Source organism: Flavobacterium sp. YJ01, from assembly GCF_029320955.1.
Classification (GTDB): domain Bacteria; phylum Bacteroidota; class Bacteroidia; order Flavobacteriales; family Flavobacteriaceae; genus Flavobacterium.
In genome coordinates, this window is record NZ_CP119757.1 from 705,471 (window position 1) to 722,249 (window position 16,779).

19 protein-coding genes are annotated in these 16,779 nt (G+C 36.9%); 8 read left to right on the forward strand and 11 right to left on the reverse strand.

What is annotated here, in order from left to right; genetic code table 11:
- Nucleotides 1–373: 373 nt before the first annotated feature.
- From P0R33_RS03165 to P0R33_RS03200, 8 genes are all read right to left on the reverse strand, one after another.
- Nucleotides 374–661: a hypothetical protein gene (locus P0R33_RS03165; protein WP_223704642.1), complete on the reverse strand. Its 288-nt coding sequence runs from the start codon at nucleotides 659–661 to the stop codon at nucleotides 374–376.
- Between the two features lie 22 nt (nucleotides 662–683).
- Nucleotides 684–1,715 (reverse strand): hypothetical protein, encoded by a 1,032-nt coding sequence (locus P0R33_RS03170; protein WP_276174187.1) that lies wholly within the window; start codon nucleotides 1,713–1,715, stop codon nucleotides 684–686.
- A 27-nt stretch (nucleotides 1,716–1,742) separates the two neighbouring features.
- Nucleotides 1,743–2,546 (reverse strand): hypothetical protein, encoded by an 804-nt coding sequence (locus P0R33_RS03175; protein WP_276174188.1) that lies wholly within the window; start codon nucleotides 2,544–2,546, stop codon nucleotides 1,743–1,745.
- Nucleotides 2,547–2,573: 27 nt separating this feature from the next.
- Nucleotides 2,574–3,404: a conjugative transposon protein TraN gene (gene traN / locus P0R33_RS03180; protein WP_276174189.1), complete on the reverse strand. Its 831-nt coding sequence runs from the start codon at nucleotides 3,402–3,404 to the stop codon at nucleotides 2,574–2,576.
- A 17-nt stretch (nucleotides 3,405–3,421) separates the two neighbouring features.
- Nucleotides 3,422–4,708, reverse strand: coding sequence for a conjugative transposon protein TraM (gene traM / locus P0R33_RS03185; protein ID WP_276174190.1), 1,287 nt, complete (start codon nucleotides 4,706–4,708; stop codon nucleotides 3,422–3,424).
- Nucleotides 4,709–4,712: 4 nt separating this feature from the next.
- A complete protein-coding gene (locus P0R33_RS03190; protein ID WP_276174191.1) occupies nucleotides 4,713–5,081 on the reverse strand; it encodes a hypothetical protein in 369 nt (122 codons plus the stop codon).
- A gap of 80 nt (nucleotides 5,082–5,161) precedes the next feature.
- Nucleotides 5,162–5,785: a conjugative transposon protein TraK gene (gene traK, locus P0R33_RS03195; RefSeq protein ID WP_276174192.1), complete on the reverse strand. Its 624-nt coding sequence runs from the start codon at nucleotides 5,783–5,785 to the stop codon at nucleotides 5,162–5,164.
- A gap of 12 nt (nucleotides 5,786–5,797) precedes the next feature.
- A complete protein-coding gene (locus P0R33_RS03200; RefSeq protein ID WP_276174193.1) occupies nucleotides 5,798–6,166 on the reverse strand; it encodes a hypothetical protein in 369 nt (122 codons plus the stop codon).
- Between the two features lie 121 nt (nucleotides 6,167–6,287).
- Between P0R33_RS03200 and P0R33_RS03205 the strand changes: the two genes are divergently transcribed.
- Entirely contained in the window at nucleotides 6,288–6,890 is a 603-nt protein-coding gene (locus P0R33_RS03205) for a prolyl oligopeptidase family serine peptidase (RefSeq protein ID WP_276174194.1), read from the forward strand.
- A gap of 59 nt (nucleotides 6,891–6,949) precedes the next feature.
- Here the strand turns inward: P0R33_RS03205 and P0R33_RS03210 are convergent, their stop codons facing one another.
- The 3 genes from P0R33_RS03210 to P0R33_RS03220 form a co-directional block, all read right to left on the reverse strand.
- Nucleotides 6,950–7,207: a hypothetical protein gene (locus tag P0R33_RS03210; RefSeq protein WP_276174195.1), complete on the reverse strand. Its 258-nt coding sequence runs from the start codon at nucleotides 7,205–7,207 to the stop codon at nucleotides 6,950–6,952.
- A gap of 88 nt (nucleotides 7,208–7,295) precedes the next feature.
- Nucleotides 7,296–8,804: a MauE/DoxX family redox-associated membrane protein gene (locus tag P0R33_RS03215; RefSeq protein WP_276174196.1), complete on the reverse strand. Its 1,509-nt coding sequence runs from the start codon at nucleotides 8,802–8,804 to the stop codon at nucleotides 7,296–7,298.
- A 186-nt stretch (nucleotides 8,805–8,990) separates the two neighbouring features.
- Nucleotides 8,991–9,281, reverse strand: coding sequence for a hypothetical protein (locus tag P0R33_RS03220; protein WP_276174197.1), 291 nt, complete (start codon nucleotides 9,279–9,281; stop codon nucleotides 8,991–8,993).
- A gap of 291 nt (nucleotides 9,282–9,572) precedes the next feature.
- Here P0R33_RS03220 and P0R33_RS03225 point away from each other — a divergent pair, with 291 nt between their 5' ends.
- The 7 genes from P0R33_RS03225 (at nucleotide 9,573) to P0R33_RS03255 (ending at nucleotide 16,776) form a co-directional block, all read left to right on the forward strand.
- Nucleotides 9,573–9,965, forward strand: coding sequence for a plasmid mobilization relaxosome protein MobC (locus P0R33_RS03225; protein WP_276174198.1), 393 nt, complete (start codon nucleotides 9,573–9,575; stop codon nucleotides 9,963–9,965).
- Nucleotides 9,950–11,215 (forward strand): relaxase/mobilization nuclease domain-containing protein, encoded by a 1,266-nt coding sequence (locus P0R33_RS03230; protein WP_276174199.1) that lies wholly within the window; start codon nucleotides 9,950–9,952, stop codon nucleotides 11,213–11,215. Before P0R33_RS03225 ends, P0R33_RS03230 begins: the two co-directional genes overlap by 16 nt.
- 16 nt (nucleotides 11,216–11,231) lie before the next feature.
- On the forward strand, nucleotides 11,232–13,220 hold the full coding sequence (mobC, locus tag P0R33_RS03235) for a conjugal transfer protein MobC (protein WP_276174200.1): 1,989 nt from the start codon (nucleotides 11,232–11,234) through the stop codon (nucleotides 13,218–13,220).
- A gap of 280 nt (nucleotides 13,221–13,500) precedes the next feature.
- Nucleotides 13,501–14,625: an HNH endonuclease gene (locus P0R33_RS03240; protein WP_276174201.1), complete on the forward strand. Its 1,125-nt coding sequence runs from the start codon at nucleotides 13,501–13,503 to the stop codon at nucleotides 14,623–14,625.
- Nucleotides 14,626–14,639: 14 nt separating this feature from the next.
- Nucleotides 14,640–15,257: a hypothetical protein gene (locus P0R33_RS03245; RefSeq protein ID WP_276174202.1), complete on the forward strand. Its 618-nt coding sequence runs from the start codon at nucleotides 14,640–14,642 to the stop codon at nucleotides 15,255–15,257.
- A gap of 24 nt (nucleotides 15,258–15,281) precedes the next feature.
- Entirely contained in the window at nucleotides 15,282–16,019 is a 738-nt protein-coding gene (locus P0R33_RS03250) for a UPF0489 family protein (protein WP_276174203.1), read from the forward strand.
- A gap of 43 nt (nucleotides 16,020–16,062) precedes the next feature.
- A complete protein-coding gene (locus P0R33_RS03255; RefSeq protein WP_276174204.1) occupies nucleotides 16,063–16,776 on the forward strand; it encodes a hypothetical protein in 714 nt (237 codons plus the stop codon).
- Nucleotides 16,777–16,779 lie beyond the last annotated feature (3 nt).

Consider the following 16,779-nt stretch of genomic DNA (forward strand, 5'->3'; position numbering starts at 1 on the left):
TTTCTTTTAATCTATTAATCTTTGTCATCGCTAAAGAGTTTTTGAATATCTTCCCTGTTATAATAATAAGATCCAAGCACCTTTTTAAAACGTACTTTTTGCGAGGTTCTAAGATTCTGCACCGAGCCTGCAGAAATATCAAGCAGCCTACGGACAGCTTTACTTTTCAGCCACTCAGATTACCGCTCAAAATTTTTTGGCTGAAATGCTTCCGCAACAGCAGTACGCACTGTATCGGCCATGAAAAGCCCGAACTGTCTTAAATCATCTTTCGTTATAAATTCTTCCATAAAATTCTGGTTTTACTCATTATAATATTTGATCATCTGCTTTAAAACAAAACTCTGTCTACTTTCAATTTTTTCAGTACAACTTATTCCAAGTGAAAATAAATACTGCTCCTTCTGTTCTTATTCTTTGTAGGCACATAAATCAAATAACCGTACTCATCCAATTCACGCATACATTTTTGATAGGTTTTGTGAGACATGATCTTAGAAATACTCTGGATTTCTATGCTGTAAGCCTGAATAGGATTTACAAAATCTTTGCTTGCACGAAATTGAAGCAAGGCGGCAAAAATAGCAATGTGAGTTGTGCTGATTCTGAAGTCATTTTCGATTGCCTGAAAAAATCCCGATAAAAGATTAAGATTTTCCATAACTGTATAAGATAAATAAACATCACATATGATGAGATTTTTTTGCGGTCTGCAACTCAATATTTTGCTGCGGCTTTAGCAGCGGACTAATTTTACAACCGTTTTTAATTTCCGCCAGACTAAGTTTCTGCATCCTGTCGTTATAAAAATTCAAGGTTTTAAAGCGTGGATTTGCTTCCAAAAAAACCTTCATTTCTCTCCCTTGTATCATAAGAAGAACTTCTTCCCTCCTCCCCTTTTTCAAAGAATCGGCCAGGGATTCGAATGTTTGGTAATCATCATTTTTAAGAGGAACTGTTCTTAAAGCATTGCTGACATTGTAGCCATATGCCTGCGGAAATTCATGCATCCGATAATTTTCATTAAGGTCTTTATCATTAAAGTTAAATTGTTTCCAAGTCCCGCTTTTAAGCACTGCTCTTCCTGCCAGCATTTCATATGCCTCTGCAGCGCTGAAGCCCTCAGTTTTCTCATTCTTAAAGTAATGTGTACTGCGTCTGGATGGCGACGAATCTGTATAAAGAATTGATCTGAATCCATCAAATTGGTAATCCCCCTGCGCATCTTTTACAAATTGAAGTGAATGTTCAAGTCTTTCATTCTCTGAGATGTGATAAGAAACAGGAATAGAAAAATTTAACTGCTGCTCCTGCATATGCTCCAATACTTTGCCATAAGCCACATGAAAACCGCTTTTTATAAGCTGTTCCTCTAAAGTTTTCTTGTTTAATTCCAGATCTCTAAGATAATCCTGTTTATCTATCCTTTCAAAAACAACAGAACTAAGCACTTCATTTAAAAGCCGGACAATGATATTAGGATAGACTTGATGCTTCAATTTATTAAATTCATGCTTAAGAAACCTTAGAGTTATTTTTTCATCTACGGCTTTCGTCTTTTTATATTTAAAAAGGAGCATCTTAAAAAATTTCAGTTTCTCTATGCCAAAAGAGCGTTCTATCTGCGGGCTGTTCTGAAATAAAAATTTTAATTTTTCTTCCTTGGACTGCCAGACTTTTATCTCATTTTCTACTCGATTGTTTTCAGAAGACATAACTCAGTTTTAATTTGTTTAAGCACCTTAAACCGATCTGCCCGCATTTTTTGAACGGGAATTACTTTTTTTTTCTTTCTGAGAGGTCTCATCGGAATTGTCAGCCAGGTCTGCGCTCTTTCCTTTGGACTGCGACTGCTTCTCGTTCTTGCTTTCACGGTCATTTATTCTCTGTAGAGAAGAATCATAAACCTTAATAGTCTTAAACTGGGGATTAGCTTCCACAAACTGTTTTCTCTCCTCTCCTCCCACCACAAAAGTTACGGACTGCAGATTGCCTTTTTTCAGAGAGTTCATCAGATCTTCCTTGTACTGAGGTGTCAGAAGTTCTTTTATCGAATGCTTTTCCAGCGAAGCTTCCAGATCATATCCATAGTTCTGATGATAATGCTGAAGTTTGAAATTTCCACGGTCGTCACTTTCTTTGAAGTCCATACGAATCCAGCAATTATAGGCTTCACCGTCCTTATTCTTTAAATCCTTATTGACCGATCTGCCCTCCATCAAATTATACGCCTCTTTAAGAGTGATGCTGGTATTATCATTATTAATATAAAAAGTCTGTTCCAATCCCGGCTTATTATCCTCTTTCTGGAGATTAACCTGATAGCTATTGAAAAAATACATATCGCTCTGGTCGGACTTTTTAAAATTCAGTTCAACGGTTACTGTATCTTTGTTAGGGACACCATTGTTCATAATACCGGTATGCATCAATTTAAAGTCCTTATCCCCTTTCTGGATATTCTCTCTTAATTCAGTATCAAAAGTTTCTCCGAATCCAGTATATTTTAACTGGTCTTTCAGATACTGTACATTTTTCTCGTTCATAATATTCACATTTAAAATTAGTACTGATTATAAGTTACCCAGTATTTCAAGATTTACCAGGTGCCTGTTTTTTATATTAAGTACAAGATTCCTGCCTCCATTTTTCTCAAAGACCTGCATTGTGAATTTCTTCTTTTCCGGTATCGTAAATTTAGATATCGCAAATACTACTGTAGTTTGTGATTTGTCGGAAATCCTGCTAAATTCTCCGGTGCATAAAAGCGGTGTCAGTTCTATTTCCTGAGCTGCAGTTCTTTTGGATTTTTTCTGGTCTCGGATAAAAAAACGAAGCTGATCCACATCGTAATTAATTCTGGAATCATTCCCTAAAAACACTCTGAAATACATCACGTCCTGATGAATAAAAATGCCGTCAACCTTAAATTCAATTTCTGCATTTTTTGAGCCCAGTCCGCTTACCTTATTTTTCTTGGATAAAGCAAGCAGGGCATATTCTTTTATTTCTTTCTGGTTTTCGTTCTCAAGGGAAAACAGCAGCGATTTATCCTCGCCAATTCGTAATCGTGCATCCACATTTAATGTTGGACACAGATCATCAAAATTTAAAATGAAACTGTAAAGATTGCCGTCAGATGTTACAACAGTCAGGTTAGTCTGCGGAAAATTCTGCTTTCCAGCTTTAAGAAGCAGTATATTTTCCACTCCTTTAGCTTTCTGCACCAGAACATCACGGCTTCCGACATCCAGGCTTTTTACCGCGTACGGAAATAAAATGCTGGTGGTTTTTGAATAGCTAAGCTGTATATTATTAAATTCGGCTTTAGCATCATACTGTGCAGAAACTGAAAAACCAGCCAGAAAAATAAATGTGATAATTAGTGTCTTTAAATTTTTCATTTTCTTTTAGTTTAAAGTTATTGTTCATTCTTTTCTTTTTCATCGTAGAGAAGCACTTTGTAACCTGCCTTGACTGCTACTTTTATCAGCTTAACTTTCCTGCTTAAAAGTGATTTGGCTGCCTCCACTCCCATTCCTGCCGCCTTGGCTCCCCAAGAATCACTGACTCCTGCCAGTCCAATACTCTGCATGGACCCGTCAGCGGATGCTTTTGCTACATCCCTGTTTATAGTTCCAGGAATGTAAATGCCTTTAATGCCGTCTATATCAAAGACGGATAGTTCAACCGGGAAAATGGAATTCTGGTATTTTATGGTATTGATCTTTATTTCAAGCCTTTCTCCCTTAAGTGACGCTGTCCCAAAAACGAAACTGTTTTTTGGAATTAGTACACCATTGATAAAAACGTCACTTGCAAGTCTGATTTTTACGATAGAACCGTTGACAATCGTCTGCGTTTCATGAACCGCTGCCTCAACTGCGTTCTGATTTTGTTCATCTTTGATTTCACCATCAAGCGAATAAAATGAATTTGCTGACTGCTCATAATTTACTTTGTTGGTCTGAAGAGAGCTCAGGTTTTGCTCTTCAGCTTTTCTGTTCACTGAAAAAACTTTTCCTTTTTGAAGCTTTGAGTTCTGACGCAGTTTTTCCTGTACACGTTCTGGGTGCTGGATATCCAGAATATTTTCCAGCATACCGCCAAGCTGGGCAAGTTCAGGATCAGGCTCAGAAGGCGCACTCATGGCTGCCATGAGCTGTTCAAGATTTTTCAACTCGGCTGATTCACCGTGAGGCATTTTCTGGTACTGAAATTCATTAAAATCCTGACCGCTCTGATATTCTTTTGGAGGCTCCGCAATAGCTTTCTTGAGCGCTTCAAGTTTCTGGTACATCTTCTTTTCATTCTCTGGTTTTAGATAGTCTGTTTTCAGTCCGTTTTGTTTATCATTCCATGCAACCCCATCCGTATCAAAAAAACGTTTTGATTCAAGATTATCATTATCTTCCGCAACAACCGAATAATTAGGATCTTTCTTTTTTTGTTCCTGCAGTTTTATCGAATCAATTGATGCCTGGTCATAATAGCTCATTTTATCCAAACTGGAATCTTCCTTTAGTTTTGGATTTGGAAGCAGCATATTAAATCCTTTTTTTTCAGTTGTTGAAATTGGATTTTCTGTTCCTTTGCCTCCTCCAAGCACCCAGAACAGCATGGTTATAAATGGAAGAACAAGCAGTGGAAGAACCAGCATCATACTGCGATTCTTTTTCTCTCTGGCTAAAAGTGTTTTATGTTCCATAATCTTATTTTTTATAGTTAGATGAATTAGTTTCCCTGAGCTTTGGACTGCTGCTAAAATCTTCAGCGTTGGAATTTTGATTTTTAGACAAATCGGTTAAGTCTGCTGCATTTATCACACTGTCAATATATCTGCTGAGATTGGATCTCTCAGCATATTTGTTAAATGGCAGATCCAGAGAATGCATATGGCCTCCCTTATCACTATAAGCTGGCTTAAGCACTTTTACTGCATCAATGTTCATTGATTTTTGACTTTCTGACAGAAAACCGCTCAATGCGTTATAAACACATAAAATCGTTCCAAGGGTCGCAAAAATGATTACTGAAAACTTAAGCTGTGAATTTGAAAGGTCTCTAGTCAGCCTATTCATTTTTGTTACCCACCAGAATCTGATCATCAGATATGACCTTGAAGACTTTACATTCTGTCTTTGTTTTCGCATCAGACTTCTCATGGCTTTCGATTTACTGTTCCAAGATCTTTGTTCTCAAGAGTATTGAAGCGTTCAATCAGAAAACCATGCGGATTGTTATCGCTCCTTGAAACATTTCGCAGCGTTCCTTCTGTAATCAGATTTCTGTTCAATATGATTGTTGTCCTTATGATGTTCTGCCGGGCATAGCATTTAAAGCGGTAGGGATATTCATTAATATCAATGCGGACGCTGTCTACAATAACAGTCTGGCTTATATTTCCTGATATAATTCCCGAATAATATCCGTTTTCTTTTAGATCATCGTATATACGCTTGACAGAATTATCAGCCAGATACAAGGCCTTGGTAACATTGGCTTTAATTACTTTATCATCTGGGTCAAGGCTGAAGAAAAACTGATGGAATGTCCTGACATGATCCCTTGCTTCAACAGGTACATTATCCTTACGGTCTGATGCAAATGCCTCAAGTGCCTTTCCATTTGCGAGGATATAAACCTTGTCGTCCATCAAAGCGACGGAACTGAAACTTTTATAAATAGAATAAGAGGTTATGGCAGCGCAGCAAAGGATAACCAGCATGGTAAATCCTCTTATATGACGAAAAGCAGTATCTATATTTTTCATTTTACTAAACATAATCGAGTGCTTTTAATTTTTAGAGTTTCCCTTGAGCTTCTCGCTCATGTAATTTCCTTTTTCCTCAAAATAAGGTGACGCAGCTGCTGAAGATGACATGCTCTGGCTCATTCTGCCTGCTGCATTTCCCATTGAATCCATTACCATTCCTGCTCCAGTGGCAGCACCACCAATCACAGTAGAAGTTGATCCGCTAAACAGGCTTGTCACTTTCTGTCCCAATGCACTTCCTCCTGATGCATGCACGATATAATTGGCCACGGAAGGCACAGTAAAGTACCCCACAATTCCTATAATCATGAAAATTAAGTATCCGATATCGGTCCTGCTGAAAAAAGTATCTCCCGAAGTATTAATCTGTGAGATATCCAGCCTCAGCATCTGTTCCTGAATCTTCCCGATAATGCTGCCGAAAATGTTTGCAACGGGAAGCCAGAGATAAATGTTTATATACCTGGCGAGCCAGACTGTCAGGGTATGCTGGAATCCGTCAAAGACCGCAATGCCGAACACCAGAGGTCCTAAAATCGAAAGCACCACAAGCTGGAATGTTCTGAGAGTATCAATACACAATGAAGAAGCTTCGAAAAGAATTCTCAGAATTTCGCTAACCCGACTTATGGGACATTCTTTTGGAGGCTATGAGACTGCATACATTTCAGGTAAGACTGATATATTTGCAGCTTCGGTTGCTGGCGCTGCCCCGATAGATCTGAACAGTTTCTACCATGCGATTAACTGGCGTACCGGAAAACCCCATATGATAAAGTTTAATATTGGACAGTTTAGATTAGGAGTTTCTGCTTATGAAATGCCTCTTACTTATTTAAATAATTCGCCGCTGAACAATGTAGAAAACATCAACAAACCGCTTCTTTTTTGGAGTGGAAAAAATGACCAGCAGGTTGACTGGCATCAAAGTATTGAACTTTATCTTGCAATGCATCGTCTTGAGAAAAACAATATAATGCTCCTTTATCCAGAAGAAGAACATTCATTTTCGGATCCATATAACCAAAAGGATCTTTCAATTAGAATACTGCAGTGGTTCAATCACTTTCTTAAAAATGAAAAGGCGTTTGAATGGATTGAAAATCGTGGATAATAAAATATACAATGCAGTTCATTTAGAACTGCATTGCTTTTAATGATTATTTAAATTAATTATGGCATATAAAGTGTCTCCCCACAATTATTCGCTTTACCAAAAGCAGTCTGTCCATTTGCTTTACAAATTGGATTATTGCTATTGTCAGAACATTGCACTTGGACATCACAGACACCTGACAGGCTGTTGATATAACCGTCACGAGGTGCTAATTTCGATGCACTTTGCATAGAGGTGGTGAAGAACGCACCTGAAATTCCTAATACTACCGCAGCAGTAAAAGGCATGGTCGATTTTAAAAATGTCTTTTTCATAATAGTTAATATTAAATTAAACATCGATCTACTTTTTTAGCAGGTGTTGATCTCTTTCCTGCAACCAGCGCTGGTATATTATAATTTACTATTCTTTCAGCTGTTCTTTCAAGATTCCCCTAAAGGAATAGATATCTAGATTGTTACCGCTGAGAATGTATAGATGCGTATTAGTTGCACGCATATCTTTTATTTTTTGATTATTTTCTGTAAAAAGAGGAAAACTCAGCAGATAAATTCCTTTGTTAATATCATATACATCAACCACTGATGCTCTCTTCCAAATCTGATCATCCTCATAGCGTCCCGGAACTTTCGAATGTATAAACAACAGGTTTTTAATAGTGGCTGATAGTGCATTTACAAAAAATGGCGGGGAACTTAAACGGCGCTCAGTATGATCTTTTAAATCCGAAACTTTTATCATGGCTCTGCTGATCGTATCGATTGTATGTCTTCTCTTAAAGTTTCCTTTCTTATCGGAAATTATAAACTCGTTTCGATAATAATAGACGTATATCATTTCATGGAGATCATTGTTATAAAGCAGCATCCCGTCTGTATCGAAAATACCGTCAATCTGCTTCTGCAAAAGCGCAGGAAAGTATTTCGTATTTGGTTTAAAACTTTCGCTGTATATGCCTAACTGATGGCCTGAATTGGGACCTGTATTATTTCGTAAGAACAGGCTTACACTGTCTATTGGTTCGGCAGCTGTGAAACGTGGAATATCTTTTATTTTACCTGTTACTTTCCAATCTTTGATATTCCCTTTGTAAACAATTGGAACGGTACCATCTATCAGATAAAAATAGGGTGGCTTCACCTTTGCAAAAATCTTACGAAAAGGCTCTCCATCATCAATAAATTTAATTCTATGTTCTGCACTCATATTCTGAAGAGTGTCTATGCTTAGTACTCCAAAAGGATCCGTTAAATTCCCCAGATAAATTTTACTTCCACTAACGCCTGCAAAATAATACGAGTTAAATTTTAAATCTTTATTATAAACCGCTTTAACAGTCTTTTTAATGTATCGCCGAATAAATGGATTATTTTTGTGAATGATCTCTTCTGAGCTTAGGAACAAAACAATTACAACACTTATGCTGAAAAACATTATTAGTCCAGCCCTTTTTAACTTGGATGCCTTTGTAATATTTGAATTTATTCTTGTTTGGTAATCATCATAAAACCGTAGACCAGTTAAAGCGAGAATGATAAAAAAGAAATTAAAAACAAGGTGAACATTCCAGGACATCTTTTCTAGGATTCCGCCACATGAACATGGCACAAAGGAGCTGAAATGCAGCACTATAAAAATATAAGCAGTAAACATAGTCATCAGGCATAGCGCTGCATAAAGTCCTGCAAAACGTGACTTAGGAAATAAAAGCATCAACGATATAAGTAACTCTATTAAAGGCACTAAAATAGAAACCCATGCCGCAAAAACACTTATAAGCGGTGACTGTGCTAGCTGCACCCTAAAAGTTTCAAACTCAAATAATTTATTTACAGCTGCGTACACAAATAGTAGTATAAATAAAAAGCTAACGATAGAAACTATATTGTTGTTAATTCTAGAGTTTTCCATGTCTTCGGCAAATTTTATTTTAATATAAAACAAATGTAAATCAGCAAATTGAAAGAAAAAACATCAAAAACAAACCAATAAACATCAAAACTATACCAGTTTCATTTTTAACTCTTAAATAATAAAAAAATGCTCTACAGATTAAAAATCCATAAAGCATTTTCGAGTTTTTTCAGTTTCTCCTATTTATACCTTACCGTCTTCGATAAAAGTCAAAAGCTTTTGATTGAGTTCGACAAGGCCAGCCTTTTGAAGGCATTCCTGCGAGATGTTTTTTAGTTCGGTAATTTCGTCCTGTGCTATGCTTCCCATGAGACTACTTTCATCCTTTTCCAGCAGCAATCCCCTTTCTATAAAGTGGGATAAAAGCAGTACATTTTTGCGTGAAATTTTCAAATCAATCTTCACCGGCTCACTCATTCCAGGGATGCTCAATACAGTATCAAACACCTTGGCTGCATAATTCTTTGCACTCATAATTTCAGCATTTTTAAATTAATAAATCAAAGCCTAAAGTTAGCAATGATGCATCAAAGCATCATAAGCAAAATTTACCTATGATGGGATGCATTGGATTTTCCTGCATAAATTCGTCTGAGTATTTGAAAGAAGTCTGAGTTTTTTATTCAGGCTCCGAAAGATTGCCACGTTCCTGCAATCTGCAAGATGTCCGGTTGTATCACAACCGATATCTTGCTGCCTCTCTGCTCGGAACTCGCTGGCAGTGAAAACTGGAAGATTTGTAATGTTGAATGAAAAGGAAAAATGATGGAAGACGAGAAAAAAAACAGAAACAGATGGCTTCATCTAAGGCTAAATGAGGAGGAATATAAGATCCTGCACAAATATTTTGCAGACTCTCTCTGCCCAAAACTGAGTGATTTTGCCCGAAAAAATCTGCTCCGAAAACCTGTTGTTTTAAAATACAGAAACGAATCTCTTGATGAGATGATAGCTGAATTAACTAGACTCAGAACAGAGCTGAATCCCATTGGAAATAATTTTAATCAGGCAGTGAAAAAGCTGCACTCCCTTTCACATATTACTGATTTCAAAATGTGGATTATGGGTTTTGAAACAGATAAAAAAATGCTTTTCAGTTCTATTGAAGATATTAGAATGACTATCCGAAATCTTGCAGAAAAATGGTTGCAGTCATAAACACAGGTCCATCGGTCAGAAGCATTTTCAATTACAATGAAAATAAAGTAGAAGCAGGAAAAGCAATACTTATAGGAGAAGGAAATTATCCTGTAGAAGCCTCCGAGCTTCACAAAGATTCAAGGCTGAAACTTCTTTTAAAACAGCTGGAATTAAATACTAATGTCAAGCGCGGAAGTGTGCACATCTCACTCAATTTTGATTCCTCTGATAACAATATTCCTAAAGAAAAGCTGATGAAAATTGCGCATTCCTATATGGAAAACATCGGGTTCGGATTCCAGCCATATCTGGTGTACCAGCATCATGATGCAGGACATCCCCACATCCATATCGTCTCTGTAAAAGTGAAGTCTGACGGAAAGAGAATTGACATGCAGAACATAGGCAGGAACCAATCTGAAACAGCTCGTAAAGAAATTGAAAAGGCATTCAATCTGGTTCCTGCACAGTCCTGCCAAAAGGAAAAGATCCTGAAAATAAAACCTGCGCAAAGCAGTGTTATAAAGTATGGAACAGCTGAAACTAAAAAAGCAATTACTGCTGTATTAAACGCAGTAATTCCTAATTATAAATATACCACAATAGGAGAATTAAATGCAGTCTTGAATCTCTACAATGTTACCGCCGTGCAGGGCAGTAAAGATTCAAGAATGTTTCTCCATAAAGGTCTCGCTTACCAGATCCTGAACGATGAAAAACATCCTGTGGGTGTTCCCTTAAAAGCCAGCAGTTTTTACATGAAACCCACCCTTAAAAATCTGGAATTAAAATTTGCTGTAAATAAAACATCTCGCAATCCTCATTTAAAAAGAGCAAAAAATGCAGTTGATCTCGCCTTTATGCAGAACAGAATAAAGTCAGTTTTTGATCTTGACAGAATTCTGATAAAAGAAGGAATCAAGACCGTTGAACGAAGAAATGAACAGGGCATTCTTTATGGCTTAACCTATATAGACCATAAAACAAAATGTGTTTCTAACGGAAGCTCTCTAGGAAAGTCTTACTCAGCTTCTGGCATCGAAGAACGCTGCAGTATCAAAAGTTTCGGCACAGGCAGTGCCGCCGTTAAAAATCTTGAAGATAATGCATTAAAAAATAGACCATCGCAGACGTCGTTTATTTCTGCAGGCGAGCTGCAGAAGATAATTGATTCGATTATGCAGCCTGAGTTTTCAGCTGATTTTGTTCCCTCTCAGCTGAAAAGAAAAAAGAAACAAAAAAAAGGAAAAGGACAGTCCGATTATTAACTAAAAAACTAAGTTTATGCAGACAGGTGAAAATGAACAGGCGCTTAGAAAAATTTTGGATATGACAAGGCTTATCAGCATTATATTATTAGGTCTTCATTTCTATTATTACGGATATAATGTGTTTAAAATATGGGGACTTGCAGGCAGTTTTGCCGATCAAATATTAGCCAATATTTTTCGCACGGGACTCTTTGATTATTTTCATTTGTCCAAACTGTTTTCTATGGCATTTTTATGCATTTCCCTGCTTGGGGCAAAGGGCAGAAAAAATGAAAAGCTGGGCTTCAAAACTGCTTTTTGCTATATTGCTTTGGGATTTCTGTCTTATTTTTTGAGTTACTTTTTTCTCTTCATGCAGTCCAATGTGGAAAACAAACTTGTTCTCTATATGCTGTTCACTGCTGCTGGATATCTGCTCTTGCTGTCAGGGGGAACACTGCTTTCTAGAATCATAAGAAGAAATCTCAGTCGCAAGGACATTTTCAACAGGGAAAATGAAACATTTCCGCAGGAAGAAAGGCTCCTTGAAAATGAATATTCCATTAACCTGCCGGCACAATATAATTTAAAAAACAAAGTACGAAAAAGCTGGATTAATATAATAAACCCTTTTCGGGGAATCTTGGTTGCAGGAACGCCGGGCTCTGGAAAATCCTATTTCGTGATCCGTCATATCATAACCCAGCACATACGCAAAGGTTTCTCAATGTTTGTATATGATTTTAAGTTTGATGACCTCAGCATAATAACCTATAATACTTGGCTTGAGAACAGGCATTTATACAAGGTTGAACCGAAATTCTATGTAATTAACTTTGATGACCTGAGCCGTACGCACAGATGCAATCCCCTTGACCCAAAATCAATGGACGACATTACAGATGCGGCTGAATCAGCACGCACTATTCTTTTGGGATTAAACCGTGAATGGATAAAAAAGCAAGGAGACTTTTTCGTTGAATCTCCTATCAATTTTCTTACTGCTGTAATATGGTATCTGCGTAAATACAATAACGGCGAGTTCTGCACCCTGCCTCATGTAATTGAACTCATGCAGGTTGAATATAACAGCCTTTTTACGCTGCTGAGAACTGAAAAAGAAATAGAGATTCTGATAGATCCATTTGTCAGTGCCTACCTTCAGAATGTCATGGAGCAGCTGGAGGGCCAGATAGCCTCAGCTAAGATATCAATGGCAAGGCTTTCCAGTGCACAGCTTTATTATGTGCTCTCTGGAAATGACTTCACACTTGACATTAATAATCCTGAAGATCCTAAGATCGTATGCATGGGAAACAACCCACTTAAAATCCAGACCTATGGTGCAGTACTTTCGCTTTATGTCAGCAGGCTCATCAAGCAGGTAAACCAGAAAGACAGGATTAAAAGCAGCATTATATTTGATGAATTCCCAACTATCTATCTCAATAATATGGACAGTCTTATAGCTACAGCCCGAAGCAATAAAGTAAGCACCTGTTTGGGGATTCAGGACTTCAGCCAGCTGCGTAAGGATTATGGCCGAGAGCAGGCGGATGTCATACTCAATATCACCGGAAATATCATCAGCGGACAGGTCAATGGCGATACCGCAAAACAGCTATCTGAACGTTTTGGAAAAATAATGCAGGACCGTGAGAGTATTTCGATAAACAGCTCGGACACCTCCATCAGCAGGTCAAAACAATTGGAAGCTGCCGTGCCTTCCTCGAAGATTTCCTGTTTGAGCTCTGGCGAATTTGTCGGCATTACAGCCGATAATCCCGACTGTAAAATTGAGTTGAAAACATTCCATTCCGAAATAATAAATGATCACGAGCAGCTTAAAAAAGAAGAAGACTCATATCACGGAATCAGCCCGGTGCGCATTATAAACAACACAATGATTGAACGCAATTATCTGCAGATAAAAGAAGACATATCCGAAATTGTAAATTCAGAAATGGAGCGTCTTTTGCATGACCCTGCCCTGTCTCATTTAGTTATCAAAAAAAAGAAATAAAATTTTTATACTAAATATGCTGCCTTGATCTAGTCATAGTCTCCAATATTCTTGTAAAATAGACGATAAGAAATGTTCTTCTTTTTAATTTAAACTCTGATAGTCTTAAAATTTATTGCCTAAATTTGTTAACGCAGTTATCTTTAATGGATCCAGTCTGTTATACAATTAGAAAAAGTGTTATGCAACTTATCGTAATAGAGCATTCACATAAATACTAAATGAATTTTATTGCTGCAAAATACTGTGGATTAAAATTTGAAAAATTTAAAATTCTGCCATGTATACCTGCATTTACTGTAATTCAAATTATGATAAAAATACGGAACATGTTTTTCCTCTCGGTTTGGGAGGAGAAAACATCATGATGGAATGCGTATGCAGTTCCTGCAACAGTGCATTTTCTAATCTTGAAAGGGAGCTTTATCAGAAATCTCCTGTTGCCTTAATGAGAAGCTGCCAGGGGATTGTTGGAAATAAATCCCGAAACGCAGTTTCAGCTTTCAAAGCCCCTATTCTCCTCTGTCAAGATGATATCACAAAAGTGGTTTACGAAGTGGGACAGTCTGAAAGTATGCAGGTTTACATTCGCCCGCAAATCATGCAGATTAATGATGTTTTTTATGTTGAAACTGACCAGCTCGATAATCTCAATACCCTAATGAAGAAATTTAAGGCATGGAAATATAGTAACTTGCGCATTGTCATAAAACTTCCTGAATCCAAGCAGAAGGCACCTGAATTTGTTCAGATTGAAAAAATAGATAATAAATATTCGCCTACGAGCTTTTCGGAACAACTGAAAATAAAAAATGAAATCTTTCTAAATCAGATTCCAAATTCACATCATTTGCATAAATTCATGGATCCTCGGATATATCTTGACGACAGTGGAAATTTAAAAATCAGGGCAAGAACAAAGAAAGATGCAGTAAAATTTATTCTGGCACTCCTTAAATTCAGTGATTCCAAAAGGCTAATGACTTCTTATGCTCCTAATACTGAAAATATGAAGGAAATTTCAGTTGGTTTCAATTTCGACTCCAAAAAAAGTGAACAGGCACTGGTGAAAATTACCTTAAACACAATCTTCCATTATTACCCTGCTGCCAGATCCCAGATGGTAATGCAGCCCTATTTAGATTTTGTCAACACGGGAGACAAAAAATTTTCAGCCGGCCTTGAGCGCAAAAACAGCATCCTTGATTCTGGAGTCAACACTCATAATATATTTCTTTATCAGACAAAAACATTCTTAAGTGCACGGATCAGCCTTTTTAACGGACAGATATCATATCAGTTTCTCGTTCCAGGTCTGAATGTAATGGAACAGAATAGATTTACTCAGGTCATTGTGGATTATAAACTAAATAAAAATCTTATTAGAAATCATATAATAAATTAATAACCATTATCTTTATGGATTATATTACCAAAAATACATTTGCACAAGAGATACACCCGTGGCAGCCATTTGTTCCAAAAAAGGCTGATAAAATAATATTAGGCACCTTTCCCACGCATGAGCGAAACAGAGGAAGTTATAAATTTTACTATCCTAATCCTAATAATGAATTTTGGAAGATTTTATTTGATATTGCAGGTTTAGGCTCAGAAGATTCGCAAGAAAAGGATCCTGTAAAATTAAGAAAACAAGTTTTGGCAAAATTGGGGCTTGGTATTGCAGATATCTGCACCGTAATATATAGGCAGAAGACCAGTTCAAATGACAATGCGCTCTTTCCTATTGAATTTACAGACATTTTCCGTCTGCTCGACAACCATCCCAATATCAAAACGCTTATTGTGACAAGCAGCTCCAAAAGCAGCAGCACTTTAGCATGGCTGCATCAGTATTGCAGTCTGAACGGATATACCTTTAAAATTCCAAAAGGCAGACTTCCTAAATCAACGATTTTAAAATTCACCAATAGGACCATAAGGATAGAAATAATACCTTCATCCTCAGGGCAATCTCCCATAAGAGGCAATGAGCGGCTTGACATGTATAAAGCAGCGTTATTGAACAGCATTTAAAGGGTCTTTAAAAATACTTAAGAAATGGAAAGTGAACAATTTGAAATTAATAATAAACAGATTTTTATCTGTGAGGAGCACCACCATGTACTCAAATTTTGGAATCAATTTCGAGATGAGCAGCCATATCTTCTAACATTTGATCATCACACCGATCTTCACAGAGCCTTCCAAGGATTCTTGGACACAATATCATATTCAGGAAAGCGATGGAAATCACAAGAAGAGTGGGATCAAGAACAATCCAGACTGCTTTCAGAAATGTTTGGCGGACATTGGAATATAATTAATGATTTGAAGCATGATGAACATATAGATGCGGCAATCAGAGCCGGTATTATAAAAAAGGCGCTTGTGTACAGCCATGATTCATATCATAACAAACCTGACCGGGTGTATTGCATAAATGGAAATGAAAATTATAACGGACAGCCCGTCATCAATAATTCTCAATCTTACCACCTCCCATCAACGATAATTAACAGTCCCGATTTAGAAAGAAGGTTTAGCCTCTTCGATCTCTGCATCCCGCGTGAAGAATGGATAAAGAATTACATATTGGATATCGACTTAGACTTTTTCCAGACAAAGGAATCAATAACTCCCAAAGACACGGCTTTTTTCAAGATGCTTCTCGAAAAAGCCAGAGGGATATCTATTGCAAAAGAAAGTAAATGGATTGCGGTTTGGGTTCGTGAACACGACGCTGATTTATCTGTAGAGTTTCTTCTTGAAACTTTATTAGATCTAATAAAAAAATAATATTCTTAAGACGTTGCAATATTAAATCACTTATTGAATTTAAATGGAAAAACAGATTCTCGACAAAAATCAATGGCATAGTATAAGAACAAACCTTAACAATAATTATGATTATAGTGATGACTGGAAAAATATCATAGACCTATTCAGAACTAGGATTGAAAACTATTACCTGTCACCCATAAACAGAGTAAAGGTTCCAGGAATATTAAAAGGTGAGGGCTTCACGATAATGACAATTCAATGTGCCTTAATAGAAATGTTTGCCACTTTTAAATCAGGCCAAATCCATAATTACAGAAAAAACGGTAACAGCCCCTCATTCGAATACAAATTAGCTGACCACTGTTTCATAAAATTTCTTCAGACTGAAAAAATATTTGAAAATCATTTTTACAGATATACCACAGCAGGCGTGAAGATTCTAAATGATCCTTTTAAAGCGAAAGATTTTTACAGCAGTGTGCGATGTGGTCTGATGCATGAAGCAAGAACAAAAGGAAATTGGGTAATAAACGCCAAAAGACTATACAATGGTAATGAACATATTTTTTTAACCGAAGATAACGGTACGATCCGTGTCGACAGAAATATTTTAAGCAGGCTTCTTAACGAATATCTTGATAATTATCTGCTCGAACTTTCTGCTGAAACCCAAATTGGAAACAATTTACGAAGATTATTTGCGAGAAAACTGGATCATCTTTACGACATAGTTCCGGATTCCAATAATTACGATTGGTGGCAGGACTATTAAAAA